This is a genomic window from Pseudogemmobacter sonorensis, assembly GCF_042762395.1.
In the GTDB taxonomy this organism is placed as follows: Bacteria; Pseudomonadota; Alphaproteobacteria; order Rhodobacterales; family Rhodobacteraceae; genus Pseudogemmobacter; species Pseudogemmobacter sonorensis.
On the sequence record NZ_JBEFZE010000001.1, the window covers coordinates 355,210 to 374,464 of the forward strand.

Sequence of the window (19,255 nt, forward strand, 5' to 3'; positions counted from 1 at the left end):
AATGTATCTCTGGCGACTCATTCAAGGTGTTTGTTACAATCACCCTACGATAAACGTCGCATTGTATCAACACAAAATAGAGAGGAGGGGCCGATGCCCCGCATGTCCGAGACCACCACCTTCCACAGCCCCCTGCTGCCGGCAGAACTGCCGCCGCTGTCGCGCATGGTCGTCACCCTCGGGCTCACTCTCGCGCTGTGGGAGAACCGCCGCCTCAGCCGACGCGCCCTCTCCCGGCTGGATATGCATGGATTGCGCGACATCGGCCTCGATGCGGAGCGGCGCGACGCCGAATGCGCCAAGCCGTTCTGGCGCGACTGATCCACTGAATCCCCCGGTAGATCCCCCGGCGCGCCTTGGCCCCCTGCGGCCGCGCGGCGCCACGATATTCACTCCCCTGAGCCTGGGGCCGGTTCTCCGGCCCCCTTTTTTGTCGTTCCGTGGCGATTTCGGAGGTGATCCCGGTGAGATCCTGAGGTGTGGCTCGGCCGGATGACCGCGATCGGCAAAAGCAAAAGGCGCGGGCCGAAGCCCGCGCCTTTCGTGAAATCCGTCGATCCGGGGATCAGCGCTTCGAGAACTGGAAGCTGCGGCGGGCCTTGGCCTTGCCGTATTTCTTCCGCTCGACGACGCGCGAGTCGCGGGTCAGGAAGCCCGCGGCCTTCAGCGCCGGGCGCAGGCCGGGCTCATAAAGCTGGAGCGCCTTCGAGATGCCATGCTTCACCGCGCCGGCCTGGCCCGAAAGGCCGCCACCCGCGACGGTCGCATAGACGTCGAACTGGCCTTCGACATTGGCGACGGTGAAGGGCTGCTTGAGGATCATCTGAAGAACCGGACGCGCGAAATAGGCGTTCAGCTCCTTGCCGTTGACGGTGACCTTGCCCGAGCCGGGCTTGACCCAGACGCGGGCGACCGCATCCTTGCGCTTGCCGGTGGCATAGGCGCGGCCCAGGGCGTCGCGGACCGGCTCACGCGGGGCGGCTTCGGCCGCGACCGGCGCGGCTTCGCCCACGGCGGCCTTCAGATCGTCGAGAGACTTGATGTCGGCCATGGTTTACGCGCTCCGGGTGTTCTTCGGGTTCAGCGCCTTGACGTCGTAGACGGCGGGCTGCTGAGCTTCATGGGGATGTTCGGCGCCGGCATAGACGCGCAGATTGGTCATCTGCTGGCGGCCCAGGCGGTTGCGGGTGATCATGCGCTCGACCGCCTTGACCACGACCCGCTCGGGGTGGTTGCCTTCCAGCACCTCGCGCACGGTGCGCGACTTGATGCCGCCGGGATGGCCCGTGTGCCAGTAATAGCGCTTGTCCTCGCGCTTGTTGCCGGTCAACTGGATCTTGTCGGCATTGATGACGATCACATTGTCGCCCATGTCCATGTGCGGCGTGAAGGTCGGCTTGTTCTTGCCGCGCAGGATATTGGCGACGATCGTGGCGAGGCGGCCCAGAACGACGCCCTCGGCGTCGATCAGGATCCACTTCTTCTCGATGTCCGCAGGCGTTGCGGTGAAGGTTTTCATCGTGGTTCCATCGTGGTCAGGGGCGGGGAAGCCCCCGCGCATTCGGATGCGGGCTTATCGCCGAAGCCCTTCGCCACGTCAAGACGTCGATGCAATATTAAATCTTTTAAAAACAGTGCTTTGCGATTGGGGTTTCATGATACCCCAATCTCAGGCCACTGTTTCGCCGAAACGACCCCCCGCCCCGGCCCTTTCAGCGCAGCTTCGGCGGGCGGGCGGGATCCATCCCGGGCGCGGCGGGCGCGGGCGCCCCTGATGCCGCCCGGGGCGGCGCCTCGGGCAGCGGCAGGTCGAAGCGCAGCGCGACGCGGGCCAGCGCGGGCAGCACGCCCTCGCCCGGGTTCAGGAAGACCACGTCCATCTCGCCCGCCTCGATGCCGGAAAACACCAGCGCCTCGCGCGCGGCGCGGGCCAGCGCGGGCTCGGCCCCCTCGGCCGCGCCCAGAAAGGCCAGCATATGCCCCGCCCGCCCGCCGCGATAGCGCACGCCCACCAGAAGCGCCGCCTCGGCCAGCCCCCCGGCCTTGGCCAGCTTGGCGTCCAGCGCCGCCACCAGCGCCTCGGGGGCCGAGGGGGCGACGAAGGATTCGGGCACCGCCTCGGCCTCTTCCGGCCCGCCGTCCAGCGTTTCGGCCAGCCAGTCCATCGCCTCGGGCGGCAGCAGCATCGACGAGGGCGCGACGCCCAGGTTCACCCCCAGCCCGATCCCCTGCCCCCGCAGCAGCCCCGCCACCACCCGCCCGGGCAGCGCGGCATAGGGCACCACCCCGCCCGCGAAATCGGCCAGCCGGTCCTCGCGGTCGAAGACCAGGACCACCGGCCCCTCCTCAAGATCGAAGATCCGCGGGTCGAGGATCCCCGCCTCGTCCCCGCTCCGCGCCTCGCGCGACAGAAGCAGAAGCAGTTCGCCATCGGCCAGCCGCTCGTAGAAGCGCAGCCGCGCCGCCTCGTTCTCGGGATCGGCGGAGACGGCGGCATGGGCGGCGTCGAGCAGGGTCGGGGTGTCGCTGATCAATTTCCGGAACCTCGCGGATCGGGGTCCGCAGCCCGGGCAGGCGCCCGCTCTGGAACCATGGATTGGGTTTGATCCCTCCCGTATTGCGCCACGGGGGACGCGGCAAGGGGAGACGCCCTCCATGGCATGGCGCCGCCCGTCGCGCAGCGGGGAGGCGCCACGCGGTCTGGCGCCCCACCCTGCCCCGAGGTTCTGCCCCCGGATGCCCGTTGATCGCGGAGGCGCCGAGGGCCGGCATCCGCCGCTCCGCCGTCACATGGCGGCGCCCTGTCCTGCCCTGTCCCGCGCGCGAAGCGGCGGCGGCAGACCAGCGCCGCTTGCCTGCGGTCCCGGGCGTCCGTCCCCGGGAAAGCGGATGCGCCTCCGCATCCCTGTTTCCTTATCTCCGTTTCCTTATCTCCTGGGTTTCGTATCCCGGCTGTCGACCGCGGGGTCTCGGCCAAGGTTCCGGCCTCGGGGTTCTCCCGCCCGTTCCGCCTTCCCCGTTCCGCCCTCCCCGCATTCTCGCCGCGCCTTTTGCGCTTTTTGTGGCACAGGCTGCGGGGCCCTTGGGCAACACTTCGCCGTTTTCCCTCGGCCGGGGCCGCGCCCCGATTGCCCGCAGACGGCCGCGGCGATACTGGACCGGCTGAATCTGCCGCCGCTCTCTCCTCGCCGCCTGCCCCGTGGCCGGTCCCGCCCGCCCCGTCCCGATGTCCCGGCCGGTCTTCCGGCCCCCAGCCGACCCGGCCGATCCGGGCCAAGACCAAGCCCCTGCCCGCCGAAACCCGCCGCGCCGGGGCGATCCCTTCCCGCCGGTTGCTCCGAACTGCGTCCCACCCCCTGTCCCGCCTTCCCCTGTCCTCCGTCCCCCGTTGCCCGCCAGTCGCATGATGTATCGCATTTCTCCCTTCCTTCGCCGCTTCGCGCTGGCCCTTCTTTGCGGGATCGGCCTTGCCACGCTCTGGGCCAATCTGTGGCCTGCGGGCTATTACGACTTCATCGAATGGCGCATCGCCGATCCGAACCTGCCCGACTGGATCTGGGCCGGGACGGTCACTCTGACGCCCTTCATGGTCGTCACCGACATGCTGATGGCGCTGTTCTTCTTCTTCATCGGCAAGGAGTTGTGGGAGGCCCTGGTGCTGGAGCGCGGCAGCCTCTCGGGGCGGCGCGCGGGCCTGCCGCTGGGGCTGTCGATCGGCGGCATGATCGGCGCCGCCGCGGCCTGGCTGACGCTTTCGGCGCTGATCGAGACGGCGGAAGAGGCTGTGCCGGGCGGCGGCTGGACGGTGCCCCTGGGGTCCGACACGGTGCTGATCTATCTTTTCGCCCGCATGGCCTTCGGGCGCGGCCATCCGGCGCTGCATCTGACGATCCTGATGGCGATCTCGACCGACATCCTGGCGCTTCTGGTGCTGGGCCTGTCCAATCCGAACCTGTCGGTGCGGCTGGTCTGGCTGGCGCTGCCGCTGCTGGCGGCGGTGGTGGTCGGCCGCCTCTTCGGCCGCCGCCCCTCGGTTGATGCGACCGAGCGCAGGCGGCTGCGCGGCCAGAGGCTCTGGCCCTATCTGCTCGCGGGGGCGGTGTCGTGGTTCGGCACCGCCGCCTCGGGCATGCCCGCGAGCCTCGGGCTGTTGCCGATCATCCCCGCCATCGCCCGCGCCGAGCGCAGCTTCGGCCTTTTCGCCGAGGCCGAGGGCCTGCTCAACGATCCGCTGAACCGGCTGACCCGGGCGATTATGTGGCCCTTGACCGCGATCCTGTTCCTGTTCGGGCTGATCCGCGGCGGGGTCGACCTGCTGGCCTTCGCGCCGACGACGGCGGTGACCCTGGGCGCTTTGTGGATCGGGCGGCCGCTGGGGCTTGCGCTGGCGGCGCTGGTGCTGATCTCGCTTTTCGGCAACCGCCTGCCGCGCCGGGTGGGCTGGCGCCATCTGGCGGTGATCGCGCCCCTGATGGCGATCGGCTTTTCCGTGCCCGCTGTGGCGATCGGCGCCGCCCTGCCCGGCGGCGCCATGGCCGAGGCGGCGCGGGCCGGGCTGGTGCTGAGCCTGCTGGCCGGCCCGGCGGCGCTGCTTCTGGCCCGGATCCTGAAAGTTTGAAGCTTTTCCGCCCGCGCACCGCTTGAAATGGCGGGGTTTGCATAGACATAATGAAGCCGTATTCCCGGCGCAGAACGACGGGCGGCGGCCGGATCCGCAAACCGGGCGGCCGGAACAGGAACGACAAGGCCCGGCGCCGGACAGGCCCGGGGATGAGGCTGATCCGAAAGCCCCGACCGACGTCCCGGCAGGCGCCAGGATCGGGGTCAATAATCAGGGCCTGAAATCGGGGCCGAAGAACAAGGCCGGAAAGCTCCCGTTGCGCAACCGGGCGGCGCCCCGGCCAGGTAGGCGACCGGACCCCGGTCGGGTGGGCAGAATGATCGAGTTCGACAATGTTTCGAAATCCTACTGGACCGGCAAGCGCCGCAAGGTGATCCTCGACCGCGCCTCGTTCCGGGTGGAACCGGGCCGCTCGCTGGGGATCCTCGCGCCCAATGGCGCGGGCAAGACCACGGTCATCAACATGATGGCGGGGCTGGAGAAACCCGACGAGGGCACGATCATCAAGACCTCGCGCGTGTCCTTCCCGCTGGGCTTCATGGGCGGGGTCTCGGGCAGGCTCTCGGCGCATGAGAACAGCCGCTACATCGCCCGGCTCTACCAGCTCGACCCCGATTACGTCGAAAGCTTCTGCCGCTGGCTGTGCAATCTGGGCGAATATTTCGAGATGCCGGTCGCCACCTATTCGGCGGGGATGAAATCGCGCTTCACCTTCGCGCTGATGCTGGCGATCGAATTCGACATTTACCTGATCGACGAGGGCATGCCCTCGACGGGGGATGTGGAATTCAACCGCAAGGCCGGAGGCATCCTGCGCGAAAGGCTGCGCAATTCGACGGTTGTCATCGTCTCGCATTCGGCGCAGACGCTTGAGAAGTTCTGCCGTCAGGCCGCGGTGCTGAAGAACGGGCAGCTTTACATGTTCGACACGCTTGAGGAGGCCAAGCGCCTTTATGACTATGCTTGACGCCATCCGCTTCCACACCCGCCCGCAGGCCTTGGGCGCGCGCCCCCCGGCACCCGCCCCCGCTGCGGCCCCGAAAGCGGCCCCCTCCGGCGCGGCCGAGGATCTGCCCTTCGACAATCACGACGACGGTTTCGGCGATCAGGTGTTTCCGACCGCCGCCAGGGCCACAGACAGGACCACGGACCGACCGGCGGCGGGCGCCCCCCTTTCGGTGGCCGCCAGCGTCGAGGAAACCCTCGAATCCATCCGGCGCGAGGGGCTGACCGGGCGCCAGCTTCGCACGGCGCGCCGCATCGCCACCCGCCACAACCTGCCCGCCACCTCGGATTTCGACGCGGTGCGCCTTCTGCGCGAGGCCGGGGTGGACCCGTTCCAGCGCGGCTCGATGCTGGATCTGGTCTCGGCCGCGCCCGAGGGCGAGACCAAGGCCGACGGCGCCCCCCCCTCGGCCGAGCCGCCGGGCCGCGCGCTGACCCCGCTTCCCGGCGACGGGGTGAAGCTGCCCCAGACCGTCAAGCCGATCCAGCTTCCCTCGACCGAGAAACGGGCCGAGGTGAACCATGCCGCCGAAATCCTGAAGATGCAGCAGGACATCGCCCGGCGGCGGCGGCGCAAGCTGGCCTTGCTGATGGCGCGGATGTTCGTCTTCGTCTTCCTGCCCACGCTGGTCGCGGGCTGGTATTTCTCGATGGTGGCGACGCCGCTTTACGCCACCAAATCCGAATTCCAGATCAAGCTGGCGGAATCCCCCGCGGCGCAAAGCGCGGGCGGACTGCTTCAGGGCACCGCCATGGCGACCCAGCCCGATTCCATCGCCGTGCAGGGCTATCTGCAATCGCGCGACGCCATGCTGCGGCTGGAAAGCGACCTGAGCTTCCGCGCCGCCTTCCAGGGCGAGCGGATCGATCCGATCCTGCGCCTGCCCGATCCCGCCAGCCAGGAACAGGCCTACAAGCTTTACCAGCGCTATGTGCAGATCTCTTACGACCCGTCCGAGGGCATCATCAAGATGGAGGTCTCGGCCCCCGATCCGCAGGTCTCGGCCGAATGGTCGCGCCAGCTTCTGGCCTATGCCGAGCAGCAGGTCGACCAGTTGACCCACCGCCTGCGCGAAAATTCGATGAGCGACGCCCGCACCAGCTATGAAGAGGCCGAACAGGCGGTGATCGCGGCGCAGCAGCGCGTGGTCGAATTGCAGGAACGCTACAAGGTGCTGTCCTCGGATGTCGAGGTCACGCTGCTGACCCAGCAGATCAGCCAGCTTGAGACCCAGTTGACGCAGGACAGGCTGTCGCTGGTGCAGATGGAGGCCAACGACAATCCCAATGCCGCCCGGATGGAGCCGATCAAGCGCCGCATCGCCGCGCTTGAGGCCGAGATCGGCGCGCTGCGCAAGCGCCTGACCGAGGGCGAGGCCGGGGGCGAATCGCTGGCGCGGATCCAGGGCGAGCTGATGGTCGCCCAGGCCGATGTCGAGACCCGGCAGATGATCCTGGCCCAGGCCCTTCAGGCGATGGAGAACGCCCGGGTCGAGGCCAACCGCCAGACCCGCTACCTCACCGCCTCGGTCTCGCCCGTCCCGCCCGACGAGCCGACCTATCCCCGCGCCTTCGAGAATACGCTGGTGACCATGCTGATCCTGCTGGGCATCTATCTGATGGTCTCGATGACGGTGGCGATCCTGCGCGAACAGGTCTCGGCCTGACGGGCGCGAGACGGCGGGGCGGCGCGCGCGCCCCGCTGTCTCGGCGCGCAAGGGGTATGCCGGGGGCGGCGGAAGCGGCCCTGTCGTGGCGCCGTCAGCCAATGGGCGCGCGGATCGCCCGCGCCCCGGCCGCCCTGCGCCCCGGAACGGTTCCGCATCGGAACGGCGGCAGGTCCGCCCTTGCGCCCGCGCAAGAGGGAAATCCCGCAACCCTTTGCCCCACAACCGTTTCCGGCCCGGTTTTCGCCCTTGCGGGCAAAGGCGTGATCCTGTCTGAAAGACTTGGCTGGGGCGCCAGGATTCGAACCTGGGAATGGCGGTACCAAAAACCGCTGCCTTACCACTTGGCGACGCCCCAACCGTGCGGCGGTGTTTAGCGAAGCGGTCGGGGGGCTGCAAGGGGGATATGTGCAAAAAATGACGGGTCGGGATCGGGTTCCGCAGGCGGCGGAAACGGGGGCGGAAGCGGCGGGCCGAACGGGGGCGTCATGGCCTGGGATGTGATCGTTCTGGGCGCGGGCGCGGCGGGCATGTTCGCCGCGATCGAGGCCGGGCGGCGCGGCCGCCGGGTTCTGGTCGTCGACCATGCCGCGAAGGCGGGCGAAAAGATCCGAATCTCGGGCGGCGGGCGGTGCAATTTCACCAATCTCGGCATCCGCGCCGAAGCCTATCTGGGCCGCAACCCGCGTTTCGCGCTTTCCGCGCTGAAGCGGTTCACGCAATGGGATTTCGTCGCGCGGATGGATGCGGCGGGGATCGCCTGGCACGAAAAGACGCTGGGACAATTGTTCTGCGACGGACCCGCCACCCAGGTCGTCGGCTGGCTGCTGGAGGAGATGGCGGCGGCGGGGGTCGTGCTCTGGCTCTCCTGCCCGCCGGGCGAGGTCGCGCGCGGGCCGCGCGGCTTCACGGTCGAGACCCCGCGCGGCGTGCAGGAAAGTGCCGCTCTGGTGGTCGCGACCGGCGGCAAGTCGATCCCGAAAATGGGGGCGAGCGGCTTTGGCTATCGCATCGCCGAAAGATTCGGCCTTGCCGTGACCGAGACCCGGCCCGCGCTGGTTCCGCTGACCTTCGCCGAGCAGGAGCTGGAATGGATGCGCCCGCTGGCCGGGGTGGCGCTGCCGGTGCGCGCCGGGGTGGCGAGGGGCGATGCGGGCCCGCCCGGATCCCGTCCCGGCCGGGGGAAACCGGGCGCCCCGGCGGCGTTCGACGAGGCCGCGCTTTTCACCCATCGCGGCCTTTCGGGGCCCGCGATCCTCCAGATCTCAAGCTATTGGCGCGAGGGCGAGGCGATCACGCTCGACCTGTTGCCGGGGCAGGATGCGGCGGCGCTTCTGCGCGCGGCCAAGGCGGCGCAGGGGGGCGCGCAACTCGCCACCGCTCTGGCGCGCCACCTGCCCGAGCGGCTGGCGCGGCATCTGGCCGAGCGGTTCGGCCCCAGGGGCCCCCTGGCCGAGGCCCCCGCCGCCAGGCTGGACGCCCTGGCCGCGACGCTGCGCGACTGGCGGCTTGTGCCGGTGGGCAGCGAGGGCTACCGCACCGCCGAGGTGACGCTGGGCGGGGTGGAGACCGATGCGCTGGACGCCCGGACGATGGAGGCGAAAGCGGTGCCCGGGCTTTATTTCGTGGGAGAGCTGGTCGATATCACCGGCTGGCTGGGCGGCTACAACTTCCAATGGGCCTGGTCCTCGGGCTGGGCGGCGGGACAGGTGGCCTGAGGCTGTGCCGAGGCGGCGGGGACGCCCTCTCCCGCCCCGGGGCCCGGGTCGGGGGGCGCGGGGTCAAAGCCCCCCGCCGCGCCCCCGGTTGGGACGCCCTGCCCCGCCCTCACTCGATCTCGAACACGACGCCCTGCGCCAGCGGAAGCTGGGTCGAGTAGTTGATCGTGTTGGTCTGGCGCCGCATGTAGCCCTTCCAGGCGTCCGAGCCGCTTTCACGCCCGCCGCCGGTTTCCTTCTCGCCGCCGAAGGCGCCGCCGATCTCGGCGCCCGAGGTGCCGATGTTCACATTGGCGATGCCGCAATCGGATCCGGCGGCGGAGAGGAAGGTCTCGGCCTCGCGCAGGTCGAGGGTGAAGATAGACGACGACAGGCCCGCGCCGACCGCGTTATGCAGCCCGATCGCCTCGGAGAGGTCCCGGTATCTGACCACATAAAGGATCGGCGCGAAGGTTTCCTCAAGCATCGGGCCGGTCTGCGCGGGCATCTCGACCAGAGCCGGGCGGGCGTAGAAGGCGGTGTCGGGCCCGATGGCGACCCGCGTGCCGCCGTGGACCTTGCCGCCCGCGGCCTTCGCCCCCTCCAGCGCCTTCTCCATGGCCTCGAAGGCCTGCCGGTCGACCAGCGGGCCGACCAGCGCCGCGCTTTCCAGCGGATTGCCCACGGTGACCGCGCCATAGGCCCGGATCAGCCGCGGCACCAGCGCGTCGTAGATGCTGTCATGGACGAACAGCCGCCGCAGCGTGGTGCAACGCTGGCCCGCCGTGCCCATGGCGCCGAAGGCGATGGCGCGCAGGGCCATGTCGAGATCGGCCGAGGGGCAGACGATCCCGGCATTGTTGCCGCCAAGCTCCAGGATCGAGCGTCCGAACCGCGCCGCCACCTTCGGCCCGACGATCCGGCCCATCCGGGTCGAGCCGGTGGCCGAGATCAGCGCCACCTCGGGGCTGGAGACCAGCGCCTCGCCCACCTCCGGCCCGCCGATCAGCACCTGCGCCAGCCCCTCGGGCGCGTCGCCGAACCGCGCGAGCGCGCGGGCCAGCGCGGCCTGCGAGGCAAGCGCGGTCAGCGGGGTCTTTTCCGACGGTTTCCAGATCACCGCATTGCCGCAGACCAGCGCCAGCGCCGCGTTCCACGACCAGACCGCGACCGGAAAGTTGAAGGCCGAGATCACCCCCACGACGCCAAGCGGATGCCAGCTTTCCATCATCCGGTGTCCGGGGCGCTCCGAGGCGATGGTCAGCCCGTAAAGCTGGCGCGACAGGCCGACGGCGAAATCGCAGATGTCGATCATCTCCTGCACCTCGCCCAGGCCCTCGGAGGGGATCTTGCCCGCCTCGATCGAGACAAGCTGGCCAAGGTCGGCCTTGGCCGCGCGCAATTCCTCGCCCAGAAGGCGCACCAATTCGCCCCGGCGCGGCGCGGGAACCAGGCGCCAGGCCTCGGAAGCGGCGCGGGCGCGGGCGATGGCGGCCGCGGCGGTGGCGGGGGTGTCGGCGGGCGGGCGGGCGATCTCCTCGCCGGTGACGGGGGTGAAGCTGGCCAGCGGGCCGCCGGTCCAGGCCGAGGCAGGCACGCCGAGGCGGTCGAGAAGGTCTTTGGTGCGGGCGGCGATGGTCTGGGACATGTCTGGTTCCTCTGGTCAGGCGAAGCGTGCCGCGCCGGTCCCGGCGGGCGATGTTGCGGTGCGAGGCCCCCGCGCCAGGCGGCGCCAGGCGGCGGAGATGCGGATTTCAGACCGGCGAAGGCGCTTGCGGCCGATGCCATGTCGGGCGCCGAGGCCGGGGGCCGCCAGCCGACCGGGGCGGTCTGCGCGCATCCCCGCCTCCGGCCCTTGTCGCGAGGCCCCGGCGGGTCCGGCCCATCCGCTGGCCCGCCATGCCGAAGGCGCCGCCACGCTCATGCCACCGCCCGGCCGAGCGCGGCAAGGCAGGCGCTGCGCGAGGTCTCGACGATCGCGGCGTAATGGGCGAATTCGTCCAGCACCGCCGCGCCCAGATCGGCCTCGAACCGCTGCTGGCTGGGGCTGGCGGCGAAATCCTGCGCGGCATCGTCGCCAAGGTTGGACTGGAAGATCCCGGCGGCGCTGACCGGCAGGAAATCCTCATAGACCACGGGGTCGAAACGGATAAGTCCCTGGGCTAGCAGGGTTTCGGCATCCAGCGCCGCAGGAGCTTCCCCAGCCTCGGCCCCCTTTTCAGCCAAAGCCGCCTTTTCGGCCAAGGCCCAGGCGAAATAGGCCAGGCCCTCGCGGCGCAGACTGTCCTCATCGTCGGGGAAGGCCGCGAAGACCTCGTCCAGCGCCGCCATATATTCGGCGGCATTCGAGCCGTCCGCCGCGGGCCGGCATTTCGCCCGGGCCTCGGCCAGCAGCCGGTCGTAAAGCGCGCGCCCCTTCGGGGTCAGCGCCACGCCGCGCTGCTCGATCTCACCGAAGCGGGCGGTGTGCGAACCCGGTCGCCAGCCATCGCCTTCGGGGAAATCCACCCGCTCTTCCAGCGCCTTGAACGAGGTCTGGCGCAAGAGGATCGCCACCTTGCGGGCGGGCGGGCCCTCGACCACCGCCTTGGGCGCGATGCCGCGCGCGGCCATGCCCGCCTGCACCGCGTCGATCTCCAGCGTGCGCGGCGTCAGATGGTTGATATGCGGCCCCTTGAACGAGACCACATCCGCGATCAGCCGATGCGCGTCATGCAGGCGGCGATACATGTCGAGGCCGACATTGGCCTGCGGCTGCCAGCGGAAGGTCTCCAGCGCCTCGGCGACGAAACGCTCCGCCTCGTCCGCCGTAAGGCCGCCCTCGGCCTCGGCCTTTTCGATCAGCGCGCGGCAGCCCGGGGTGAAGATGTCGCGCGCCGCCAGAAGCGCCGCCGCCTCTTCGCGCAGGCCCGCGTCCCGGATCAGGTCGAGCCGCAGGAGCGAGGTGAACACCCGGAACGGGTTCTTCCGCAGCGCCGCCTCGCCCACCGGGCGGAAGGCGGTGGAATGGACCGGCACACCCGCTTCGGACAGGTCGTAGTAACCGACCGGAAACATGCCCATCACCGCAAAAAGCCTGCGCATCGTCCGAAGCTCGGCCGCGGTGCCGAGGCGGATCGCGCCGTGGCGCTCTTCCGAGATGCGGTCGAGATCGTCACTCGCGGCAAGGCGCGCGCGCAGCGCCGGGTCGCGGGCCAGCAGGTTCGCGTTCACCTCGGCCACCAGTTCCAGCAAGGCGCCATAGGCGGGCACCTCGTCGCGATACATCGCCGACATGGCCGCCGAAAAGCGGCTGCGGATGGCATCGGGGCTCAGAAGGGGCATCGGTCTCACCTTGGCTGCGGGCCGTTCCGGGTGCGGCGCATCGCTGGTAGCACGGATGCGCCCGCGCGCCTTTCGATCATTCCGTCTGATCTCATGTGAAATCGGAATGATCTTCGCGCCAAAGCCGCCGCCGGACGCATGACTTCAGGGCGTGCGGGCCATTTCCGCCACCAGCCAGTCGCGAAACAGCGCCAGCACCGGGTGGTCGGCCCGCTCGCGCGGCCAGCACAGGTGATAGAAGCCCTCGCTTTGCATCGGCAGCGGCAACGCGCGGATCACCCGGCCCTCGCGCAATTCGTCGGCGAACAGGAATTCGGGCAGAAGCGCCACGCCCAGCCCCGCCGCCGCCGCCTCGTAAAGCGTGGCGAACTGGTCGAAGAGCATGCCGTGGACGCCCCTGTCGTCGACGCCGTGATGGGAGAGCCAGCGCTCCCACGCATCGGGGCGCGAGGTCAGGTGCAGAAGCGGCGCGCGGCGGATGTCGCGGGCCGTGGCGAAGCCGAAGCGCCGCGCCAGGGCGGGCGCGCAGATCGGGATCACCGTCTCGGCGCGCAGGGGCAGCACCTCGGCCCCCTCCCAGGCGGCTTCGCCGAAATGGATCGCGGCGTCGATCACATCCTCGCGGAAGTCGAAGCGCGTCGGGCGGCTCAGCAGGTTCAGCATCACGTCGGGATGGGCCTCGACGAAGCGCGGCAGGCGGCGGGTCAGCCAGCGCGCCCCGAAGGTCGGCGGCACCGCCAGCGTCAGCGTCCCGCCCGAGGGATTGGCCAGGAGGTTGAGCGAGGCGCTGGAGATTCGCTCCAGGCCCGCGCGGATCTCACGGGCATAGACCTGGCCGCCGAAGGTCAGGCGGATCTTCTGCTTGGCGCGCACGAAAAGCTCGAAGCCGAGTTGGTCCTCCAGCGCCTTGATCTGCCGCGACACCGCCGATTGGGTCAGCGACAGTTCGGCCGCCGCCTCGGTGATCGAGCCGGTGCGGGCCGCCGCCTCGAAGGCCGCCAGCAGCGAGACCGAGGGCAGGAAACGTCTGGGCGCGCGCATCGGCATTACCCCCCGGCATGATGTCATGAAAAAGGTTCGTTATCTTACCGCGCCGCTTTCCCGGAGAAAAGGTTGTGGGCCCCAGAGAAAGTTGCGGGTGCCCGGAAATGGGCCCCGCCCCGGCGGGCCCGGTCGGCCATGGCGCGGCGGGCCCGCCGGGGATGGGCCGCAGGGGGTAGCCGCAGGGCAAAAGGAAGATGGGAAGACGGAATGCTGAACGATCCGCGATCGCACGGGCTTTGGGAAAAGACCGCCCCGAACCCGCCCGCCACCCCGGCACTTGAGGGCGAGGCGCGGACCGATGTGGCGATCATCGGCGCGGGCTATACCGGGCTTTCCACCGCGCTGCATCTGGCCGAGCGCGGCATCGCCGCGACCGTGATCGAGGCGGCCGAGATCGGCTTCGGCGGCGCGGGCCGCAATGTCGGCCTCGTGAACGCGGGCATGTGGGTGATGCCCGAGGATCTGATCGCGACGCTCGGCCCCGATTACGGCAACCGCCTGCTGGATTTCCTGGGCGCCGGGCCGGGCTATGTCTGGGAGATGGTGCGCCGCCACCGGATCGAATGCGAGGCCAGCCCGGTCGGCACCCTGCATGCGGGTGTCGGCGCCAAGGGCTTTGCCGAACTGACCGAGCGCGCCCGGCAATGGCGCTCGCGCGGCGCCCCGGTGGAGCTTCTGGGCAAGGCCGAGGCGGCCGGGGCGCTCGGCACCGGCCATTACGAGGGGGCGCTTCTCGACCGGCGGGCGGGCACGATCCAGCCGCTGGCCTATGCGCACGGCCTTGCCGATGCGGCGATGCGGGCGGGGGCGGCGATCCATACCCGCACCCCCGCAACCGCGCTGGCGCCCGAGGGTGAGGGCTGGCGCATCGCCACGCCGCGCGGCCTGTTGCGGGCCCGGCGGGTGGTCGTCGCGACGGATGCCTATACCCGGCTCGTCATGCGCGACATCGCCCGCCAGCAGGTGGTGCTGCCCTATTTCAACATGGCGACCCCGCCGCTGCCCGAAGATGTGCGACGCTCGGTCCTGCCCGGGCGCCAGGGTGTCTGGGACACGCGGGAGGTGCTGCTGTCCCTCCGCTACGACGCGCGGAACCGGCTGGTCTTCGGCTCGGTCGGGGCGCTCAGGAACAGCGGGACGGCGATCCATCGGGCCTGGGCGAAACGGGCGCTGCGCCGGATCTATCCGCAGATCGGCCCGGTCGGGTTCGAAAGCGAGTGGTTCGGCGCGATCGGCATGACCTCGGACAACCTGCCGCGCTTTCACCGGCTGGACGAGGGCATCTTCGCCTTCTGCGGCTACAACGGGCGCGGCATCGCGCCGGGCACCGTCTTTGGCCGCGCCATGGCGCTGTTCCTGGCGGGCGAGACACGGGCCGAGGACCTGCCCCTGCCCCTCAGCCGACCCGCGCCGGTCACGCTGCGCGGCCTGCGCTCGGCCTTCTACGAGGCCGGTGCGCAGATCGTCCACCTGTCCGAGGCCCGTTTCTGAGGCGCGCTTTCGAGGCGCGACGGAGCGCGCAATGCCATCGGGACGCGCGCGGCGCGCCCCTGCGGGCGGCTCAGGCCCGCCCCGGCTGGGCGAAGGGCGCCTGCGCCTCTGCGGCCCGGCTCTTCTGGCTCATCAGCCCCCAGAGAAAGCCATTGGTCACGCATTGCAGGCCCACGGCCGAAAGCACCGCCACCAGCGAGGCCGCCCGGGTGATCGCGCCCGGATCCAGCGGGCCGAACCCGCCCCGGGCCCAGAAACCGACCGAGACCAGCGTGGCCGCCAGCGCCAGCGCCAGAAAGGCCGCGCCGGTCTGGCAGGCGCTTTCCACCGAAAGCCGGGCGCGCAGCCGCGCGAAACGCGGCGAATCGGGCAAGAGGCCCGCGCGCAGCGAAAACAGCCGCGCCAGCGCATGGAACCACACCAGTTGGAACCCCGTCATGATGAAGGCCGCCGAGAAGATCAGCGCCCCGGCATCGAGCGAGACCGCCCCCAGCCGCAGCGGGCCGAACATCAGCGGCACGAACAGCACGAGGCCCAGGCCCAGAAGCGCCATCCCCGGGTAAAGGAACAGGCTGAAGGGCGCGAAGGTCAGCAGCAGCTTCAGATGCCGCCAGCCGTCGCGCCAGCTTTGCAGATGCGGCGGGCGCGACCGGCCGTCGGGCGAAAGCGTGGTCGGCACCTCGTCGATCCGCAGCCCGGCGAGCGAGGCGCGCATCACCATCTCGGAGGCGTATTCCATGCCCGGCGCGGTCAGCCCCAGCCTGCGGATCGCCGCGCGGGAAAAGCCGCGCAACCCGCAATGAAAGTCGCGGATCGGCGTGCGATAAAGCACGCGCCCGATGGTCGAGAGCACCGGATTGCCCAGATAGCGGTGCAGGGGCGGCATGGCCCCCGGCGCGATCCCGCCCCTGAAGCGGTTGCCCATCACCAGATCGGCGCCGCCGCGCAGCCTTTCGACAAAGGCGTCGAGGCGCGAGAAGTCATAGCTGTCGTCGCTGTCGCCCATGATGACGAAACGCCCGCGCGCGGCCTCGATCCCCGCGATCAGCGCCGCGCCGTAGCCGCGCATCGGCACCGCGACGACGCGCGCGCCAAGCGCCGCGGCGATCTCGCGGCTGCCGTCGGTGGAGCCGTTGTCGGCGATCACCACCTCGCCCGCGATCCCGGTGCGGGCCAGGAAGCCTTTGGCCTTTTCGATGCAGGTGGCCAGGGTCTCGGCCTCGTTCAGGCAGGGCATCAGGATGGTCAGTTCGATCATGGTCAGACCTCGGGCGCGCTTTCGGATGGCCAAGGGGGGACTCGGCCGCAACAGGGGGTGCCCCCGACAAAGACCGGGAAACTGCGCCCGAAATGGGGCATGATGCCGACAAAAGCGGGAAAGGCGCTTGATGGGCTATGGCCCTTGCTGCGGAAGGCGCCTGACGGTGCGGCCATGGGGAGCCTGCGGCCCGGGCGCCCTTGCCGCATCCCCGCTTGCCGCCCCCCTGCCAAAGGCGCCCTGCCCCCCGGGGGCTCCGGCAGGGGCGACCCGAACGCCGGGCGCGCCGCGAAAGCGATGGCTTCGCGCCACAATGCTGACCGTTTCCCGTGCGAAGCGGATCCCGTCGCCCCATGGTGAAAAGCACGATTCAGGAAACGATATGTCCGCCCGCCCGCTTCCGTCGCGGCTGCTTGCCGCCCTTCCCCCGCTCTGGCTGGTCTGCCTGCTGGCGGGCGGCTGGTTCCTGTTCAAGGCCGCGCTCGCCCTGCCCCATGCCGCCGAGCGGCTGATGCAATCGGACAATGACGATCTGATGCGGCTGGTCGTCGTTCGCGACTGGCTGCAAGGCCAGGGCTGGTTCGACACCCGGCAATACCGCATCCTGCCGCCCGAAGGCATCTCGCTGCACTGGTCGCGCTATGTCGACGGCGCGATCGCCGCGCTGATGCTGGCGGCCGCTTCGGTGATGCCGCTGGCGGCGGCCGAGATGTTCGCCGTCACCTTCTGGCCCGCCCTGCTGGCGCTTGTCGCGATCTGCGTGATCGCCTTCGGCACCGGGCGGCTTTTCGGCAGGCTGGCCGCGCTTGTCGCGGTCGCGACCTTCCTGACCCTGCCGCAGTTCGAGAACGAATTCGCCCCGGGCCGGATCGACCACCACAATGTCCAGATCCTGTGCGCCCTGGCGATCTTTCACATCGCGGTCTGGCCGCTCGGCCCCCGGGCCCTGTTGGCCGGAGCGCTGGCGGGCGGGCTGACCGCCCTGTCCCTGGCCGTCGGGCTGGAGATGCTGCCCTTCCTGGCGCTGGTCTGGGGGATGGCGGCGCTGCGCCACGCCTTTGCCTTGCCCGAGCGGCCCGGACCCTCGGCCCCGGGGGTCTGGCTGCGGGGCTTCGCCCTCGGCCTCGGGATCGGCGCGCCGCTCCTGATGGCCGGTCAGGTCCCGGTCCGGGGCTGGGCCACGCCCTGGTGCGACGTGCTGGCGCCGCCGGTGCTGACGCTGGGCGCCATCGGCATCCTCGCCACGCTCGCCCCGGTCTGGCTGGAGCACCGGCTGCGTCCTCCGGCGGCGCGGATCGGCCTTGTGCTGGGGCTGGCGGGCGCGGGCATCGCGCTGGCCTGGCCGGTGCTCGGCCCCTGCGCGGCGGGCCCCTATGCGATGATCGCCCCCGATGTGCGCGAGATCATCGACCGCCAGATCATCGAAGGCCATTCGGTGCCCGCATTGCTTGTCAGCTTCCCGGTGATTCTGGTCGGCGCGTTCCTGCCCGGCCTGCTGATCGGGGCGGGTGCGCTTCTGGCGATCCGGCCCTTGGCGGCAGGCGGCGCCTCTGCGAAAGGCAACCCGGCCGCCCTTGACGAGGCCCGCCGCTTCGCCCTCGCCACCGCGCTTGTCGTCCTGGCCGGGGGGCTGGTCGTGGCGATGACGCAGATCCGGGCCTCGAACCTCTTCATCCCGGTCCTGCCGCTGCTTTCGGGCTTTCTCGTGCAGGCGGTGCTGGCGATCCCGCGCGCGGCGCGAAGCCGGGCGCCGATGATCCTGCTGGCGCTGCTGGCGATGCCGATCACGCTCAGGGAGTGGGTGCCCCCGCTGCTGGAATGGGCCGGCGCGCCCGGAACCCCGCGCGCCCGGGCCGCCGCGATGGCCGAGGGCGCGCCCGAACCGCCCCGCTTCACCGGCGCGATGACCTGCCGCAGCGCCGAGGCCATGGCCGAAATCGCCGCGCTGCCCGAAGGGGCGGTGGTCTTCTCGCGGCTGCATCTGGGGACCGCGATCCTGGCCTATACGCCGCATTCGGCGACCTCGGCGCCTTATCACCGCAGCAACGATGCCTTCCGCAACGGCATGACCGCCTTCGACAGCCCCCGCGCGCTGGTCCACGCCCTGCGCCGCGCGAATGCCAGCCACCTGGTCCTGTGCCATGCGCCCGGGCGCGACCGGGCCCTGGCCGAACGGATCGCCGAGGCGCCCCCGGCCTGGCTCGTCCCCCTGGGCCCGCCGCGCGCGGATGTGGCGATCTACCGGATCCGGCCCGCGCTTCTGCCCGAGGATGCGCCCGCCGACTGGCCTTTCGCCGACTGGCCCCCCGACTGGACAGGGGATCGCCCGGCGCGCCCCCCGACCGGCCCGGATTCCGCCGGGATGCGGGGGCAAGCGTCGGTCGGGCCGTTTGCCGCCGACAGCGCCGGATTCCGTCCTTTGGATCTCGGGACCCTGGGATCATGGGATCGGGAGCCTCCGGGGCCCGGCGACCCGGCGCCCTCCCCGGACCGGGCGGATCACGCGGGGGACCGCCCATGAGCCCTACCCGGCTGTTTCGCAGCAGTTTCATGCGCTTTTTGCTGGTCGGCGGCGTGATGGCGCTGGTTTGCGCGCTATTGACCGCGACGGCGACCCGCGCCCTGCCCTGGCCAAGGCCCGTCACCGCCGCGCTGGTCTGGATCCTGTGCATCCCGCCCGCCTTCTGGCTCCAGTGCCGGTTCACCTTCACGGCAGAGGCGCCGCGCCGGGGGGGAGTGGCGCTCTATGCGCTGACCCAGGGGCTCGGGATCCTCATCGCGGCCCTCGCGGCGCTGTGGTTCGCACGCGGGGCTTTCCTTCATGACACCGCCGTCTACCTGTGCGCCTCGGCCCTCGCCGCCGTGATCAGCTATCTGGTGAACCGCCTGGTGATCTTTCCCGTCCGCCCGGCCTGAAAGAGCGCCCTGCCCCCGCCGCCCGCCCCCAGGTTCCGATCCCAGGTCCCGCCCCGGCGCCCGACCTGCCACGGGTTTCGCGAGGCTCCAAGTCACACAGAGTGAATAGCACCGAGTTTCTTAGACGCCTTCGCGTCTCATCATCTGCTGCCGTTCGAACTCGGCGGGTGACAGCATCCCATTTCTCGCATGCTTGCGCTTCGGGTTATAGCACATCTCGATATAATCGAAC

The 19,255-nt window shown here is 70.4% G+C and carries 16 protein-coding genes and 1 tRNA gene; 8 read left to right on the plus strand and 9 right to left on the minus strand.

Translation table 11 applies throughout. The annotated features are described in order from the left end of the window. Nucleotides 1–102: 102 nt before the first annotated feature. Nucleotides 103–321 carry a DUF1127 domain-containing protein gene (locus ABNX41_RS01510; RefSeq protein ID WP_438667943.1) on the plus strand — a complete coding sequence of 73 codons (219 nt, stop codon included), beginning with the start codon at nt 103–105 and terminating at the stop codon, nt 319–321. A gap of 244 nt (nt 322–565) precedes the next feature. Here ABNX41_RS01510 and rpsI read toward each other — a convergent pair whose 3' ends face one another. From rpsI to ABNX41_RS01525, 3 genes are all read right to left on the minus strand, one after another. Beyond that, nucleotides 566–1,051, minus strand: coding sequence for a 30S ribosomal protein S9 (gene rpsI / locus ABNX41_RS01515; protein ID WP_438667944.1), 486 nt, complete (start codon nt 1,049–1,051; stop codon nt 566–568). A 3-nt stretch (nt 1,052–1,054) separates the two neighbouring features. After that, a complete protein-coding gene (rplM, locus tag ABNX41_RS01520; protein WP_438667945.1) occupies nt 1,055–1,519 on the minus strand; it encodes a 50S ribosomal protein L13 in 465 nt (154 codons plus the stop codon). 193 nt (nt 1,520–1,712) lie between these two features. Next, the gene (locus ABNX41_RS01525; protein ID WP_438667946.1) at nt 1,713–2,534 is read right to left on the minus strand and encodes an SseB family protein; all 822 of its coding nucleotides are present in this window, start codon (nt 2,532–2,534) and stop codon (nt 1,713–1,715) included. A gap of 869 nt (nt 2,535–3,403) precedes the next feature. Here ABNX41_RS01525 and ABNX41_RS01530 point away from each other — a divergent pair. From ABNX41_RS01530 to ABNX41_RS01540, 3 genes are all read left to right on the plus strand, one after another. Beyond that, nucleotides 3,404–4,618 (plus strand): Na+/H+ antiporter NhaA, encoded by a 1,215-nt coding sequence (locus ABNX41_RS01530; protein ID WP_438667947.1) that lies wholly within the window; start codon nt 3,404–3,406, stop codon nt 4,616–4,618. A 319-nt stretch (nt 4,619–4,937) separates the two neighbouring features. After that, nucleotides 4,938–5,588, plus strand: coding sequence for an ABC transporter ATP-binding protein (locus ABNX41_RS01535; RefSeq protein ID WP_438667948.1), 651 nt, complete (start codon nt 4,938–4,940; stop codon nt 5,586–5,588). Continuing rightward, a complete protein-coding gene (locus ABNX41_RS01540; RefSeq protein WP_438667949.1) occupies nt 5,575–7,293 on the plus strand; it encodes a KpsE/RkpR family capsule polysaccharide export protein in 1,719 nt (572 codons plus the stop codon). The genes ABNX41_RS01535 and ABNX41_RS01540 overlap by 14 nt, the downstream gene beginning before the upstream one ends. 283 nt (nt 7,294–7,576) lie before the next feature. Here ABNX41_RS01540 and ABNX41_RS01545 read toward each other — a convergent pair. Continuing rightward, nucleotides 7,577–7,651, minus strand: a tRNA-Gln gene (locus tag ABNX41_RS01545). Nucleotides 7,652–7,781: 130 nt separating this feature from the next. Between ABNX41_RS01545 and ABNX41_RS01550 the strand changes: the two genes are divergently transcribed. Further along, complete coding sequence (locus ABNX41_RS01550; RefSeq protein ID WP_438667950.1) at nt 7,782–9,011, plus strand: BaiN/RdsA family NAD(P)/FAD-dependent oxidoreductase; 1,230 nt, start codon at nt 7,782–7,784, stop codon at nt 9,009–9,011. Nucleotides 9,012–9,120: 109 nt separating this feature from the next. Here ABNX41_RS01550 and amaB read toward each other — a convergent pair whose 3' ends face one another. From amaB to ABNX41_RS01565, 3 genes are all read right to left on the minus strand, one after another. Then, a complete protein-coding gene (gene amaB / locus ABNX41_RS01555; RefSeq protein WP_438667951.1) occupies nt 9,121–10,638 on the minus strand; it encodes an L-piperidine-6-carboxylate dehydrogenase in 1,518 nt (505 codons plus the stop codon). Nucleotides 10,639–10,910: 272 nt separating this feature from the next. Beyond that, entirely contained in the window at nt 10,911–12,314 is a 1,404-nt protein-coding gene (hglS, locus tag ABNX41_RS01560) for a 2-oxoadipate dioxygenase/decarboxylase HglS (protein ID WP_438667952.1), read from the minus strand. A gap of 144 nt (nt 12,315–12,458) precedes the next feature. Next, a complete protein-coding gene (locus ABNX41_RS01565; RefSeq protein WP_438667953.1) occupies nt 12,459–13,355 on the minus strand; it encodes a LysR substrate-binding domain-containing protein in 897 nt (298 codons plus the stop codon). A 210-nt stretch (nt 13,356–13,565) separates the two neighbouring features. Between ABNX41_RS01565 and ABNX41_RS01570 the strand changes: the two genes are divergently transcribed. Then, nucleotides 13,566–14,849, plus strand: a complete 1,284-nt coding sequence (locus tag ABNX41_RS01570) for an NAD(P)/FAD-dependent oxidoreductase (protein ID WP_438667954.1) — start codon at nt 13,566–13,568, stop codon at nt 14,847–14,849. Nucleotides 14,850–14,919: 70 nt separating this feature from the next. On the opposite strand, the gene ABNX41_RS01575 is transcribed toward ABNX41_RS01570, so the two are convergent. Continuing rightward, nucleotides 14,920–16,107: a glycosyltransferase family 2 protein gene (locus tag ABNX41_RS01575; protein WP_438667955.1), complete on the minus strand. Its 1,188-nt coding sequence runs from the start codon at nt 16,105–16,107 to the stop codon at nt 14,920–14,922. Nucleotides 16,108–16,489: 382 nt separating this feature from the next. Here ABNX41_RS01575 and ABNX41_RS01580 point away from each other — a divergent pair, with 382 nt between their 5' ends. Together ABNX41_RS01580 and ABNX41_RS01585 are read left to right on the plus strand one after the other, a co-directional pair. Beyond that, entirely contained in the window at nt 16,490–18,628 is a 2,139-nt protein-coding gene (locus tag ABNX41_RS01580) for a hypothetical protein (protein WP_438667956.1), read from the plus strand. Then, the gene (locus ABNX41_RS01585; protein ID WP_438667957.1) at nt 18,625–19,023 is read left to right on the plus strand and encodes a GtrA family protein; all 399 of its coding nucleotides are present in this window, start codon (nt 18,625–18,627) and stop codon (nt 19,021–19,023) included. Before ABNX41_RS01580 ends, ABNX41_RS01585 begins: the two co-directional genes overlap by 4 nt. A 120-nt stretch (nt 19,024–19,143) precedes the next feature. Here the strand turns inward: ABNX41_RS01585 and ABNX41_RS01590 are convergent. Then, on the minus strand, nt 19,144–19,255 hold a 112-nt coding region (locus tag ABNX41_RS01590), incomplete at its 5' end, for an IS3 family transposase (protein ID WP_438667969.1).

Bases quoted from the DNA above. Each gene is read 5' to 3' on its own strand.
- ABNX41_RS01510 (WP_438667943.1), top strand. From the start codon at position 103: ATGTCCGAGACCACCACCTTCCACAGCCCCCTGCTGCCGGCAGAACTG.
- rpsI (WP_438667944.1), bottom strand. From the start codon at position 1,051: ATGGCCGACATCAAGTCTCTCGACGATCTGAAGGCCGCCGTGGGCGAA.
- rplM (WP_438667945.1), bottom strand. From the start codon at position 1,519: ATGAAAACCTTCACCGCAACGCCTGCGGACATCGAGAAGAAGTGGATC.
- ABNX41_RS01530 (WP_438667947.1), top strand. From the start codon at position 3,404: ATGATGTATCGCATTTCTCCCTTCCTTCGCCGCTTCGCGCTGGCCCTT.
- ABNX41_RS01535 (WP_438667948.1), top strand. From the start codon at position 4,938: ATGATCGAGTTCGACAATGTTTCGAAATCCTACTGGACCGGCAAGCGC.
- ABNX41_RS01540 (WP_438667949.1), top strand. From the start codon at position 5,575: ATGACTATGCTTGACGCCATCCGCTTCCACACCCGCCCGCAGGCCTTG.
- ABNX41_RS01550 (WP_438667950.1), top strand. From the start codon at position 7,782: ATGGCCTGGGATGTGATCGTTCTGGGCGCGGGCGCGGCGGGCATGTTC.
- amaB (WP_438667951.1), bottom strand. From the start codon at position 10,638: ATGTCCCAGACCATCGCCGCCCGCACCAAAGACCTTCTCGACCGCCTC.
- hglS (WP_438667952.1), bottom strand. From the start codon at position 12,314: ATGCCCCTTCTGAGCCCCGATGCCATCCGCAGCCGCTTTTCGGCGGCC.
- ABNX41_RS01565 (WP_438667953.1), bottom strand. From the start codon at position 13,355: ATGCGCGCGCCCAGACGTTTCCTGCCCTCGGTCTCGCTGCTGGCGGCC.
- ABNX41_RS01570 (WP_438667954.1), top strand. From the start codon at position 13,566: ATGCTGAACGATCCGCGATCGCACGGGCTTTGGGAAAAGACCGCCCCG.
- ABNX41_RS01575 (WP_438667955.1), bottom strand. From the start codon at position 16,107: ATGATCGAACTGACCATCCTGATGCCCTGCCTGAACGAGGCCGAGACC.
- ABNX41_RS01580 (WP_438667956.1), top strand. From the start codon at position 16,490: ATGTCCGCCCGCCCGCTTCCGTCGCGGCTGCTTGCCGCCCTTCCCCCG.
- ABNX41_RS01585 (WP_438667957.1), top strand. From the start codon at position 18,625: ATGAGCCCTACCCGGCTGTTTCGCAGCAGTTTCATGCGCTTTTTGCTG.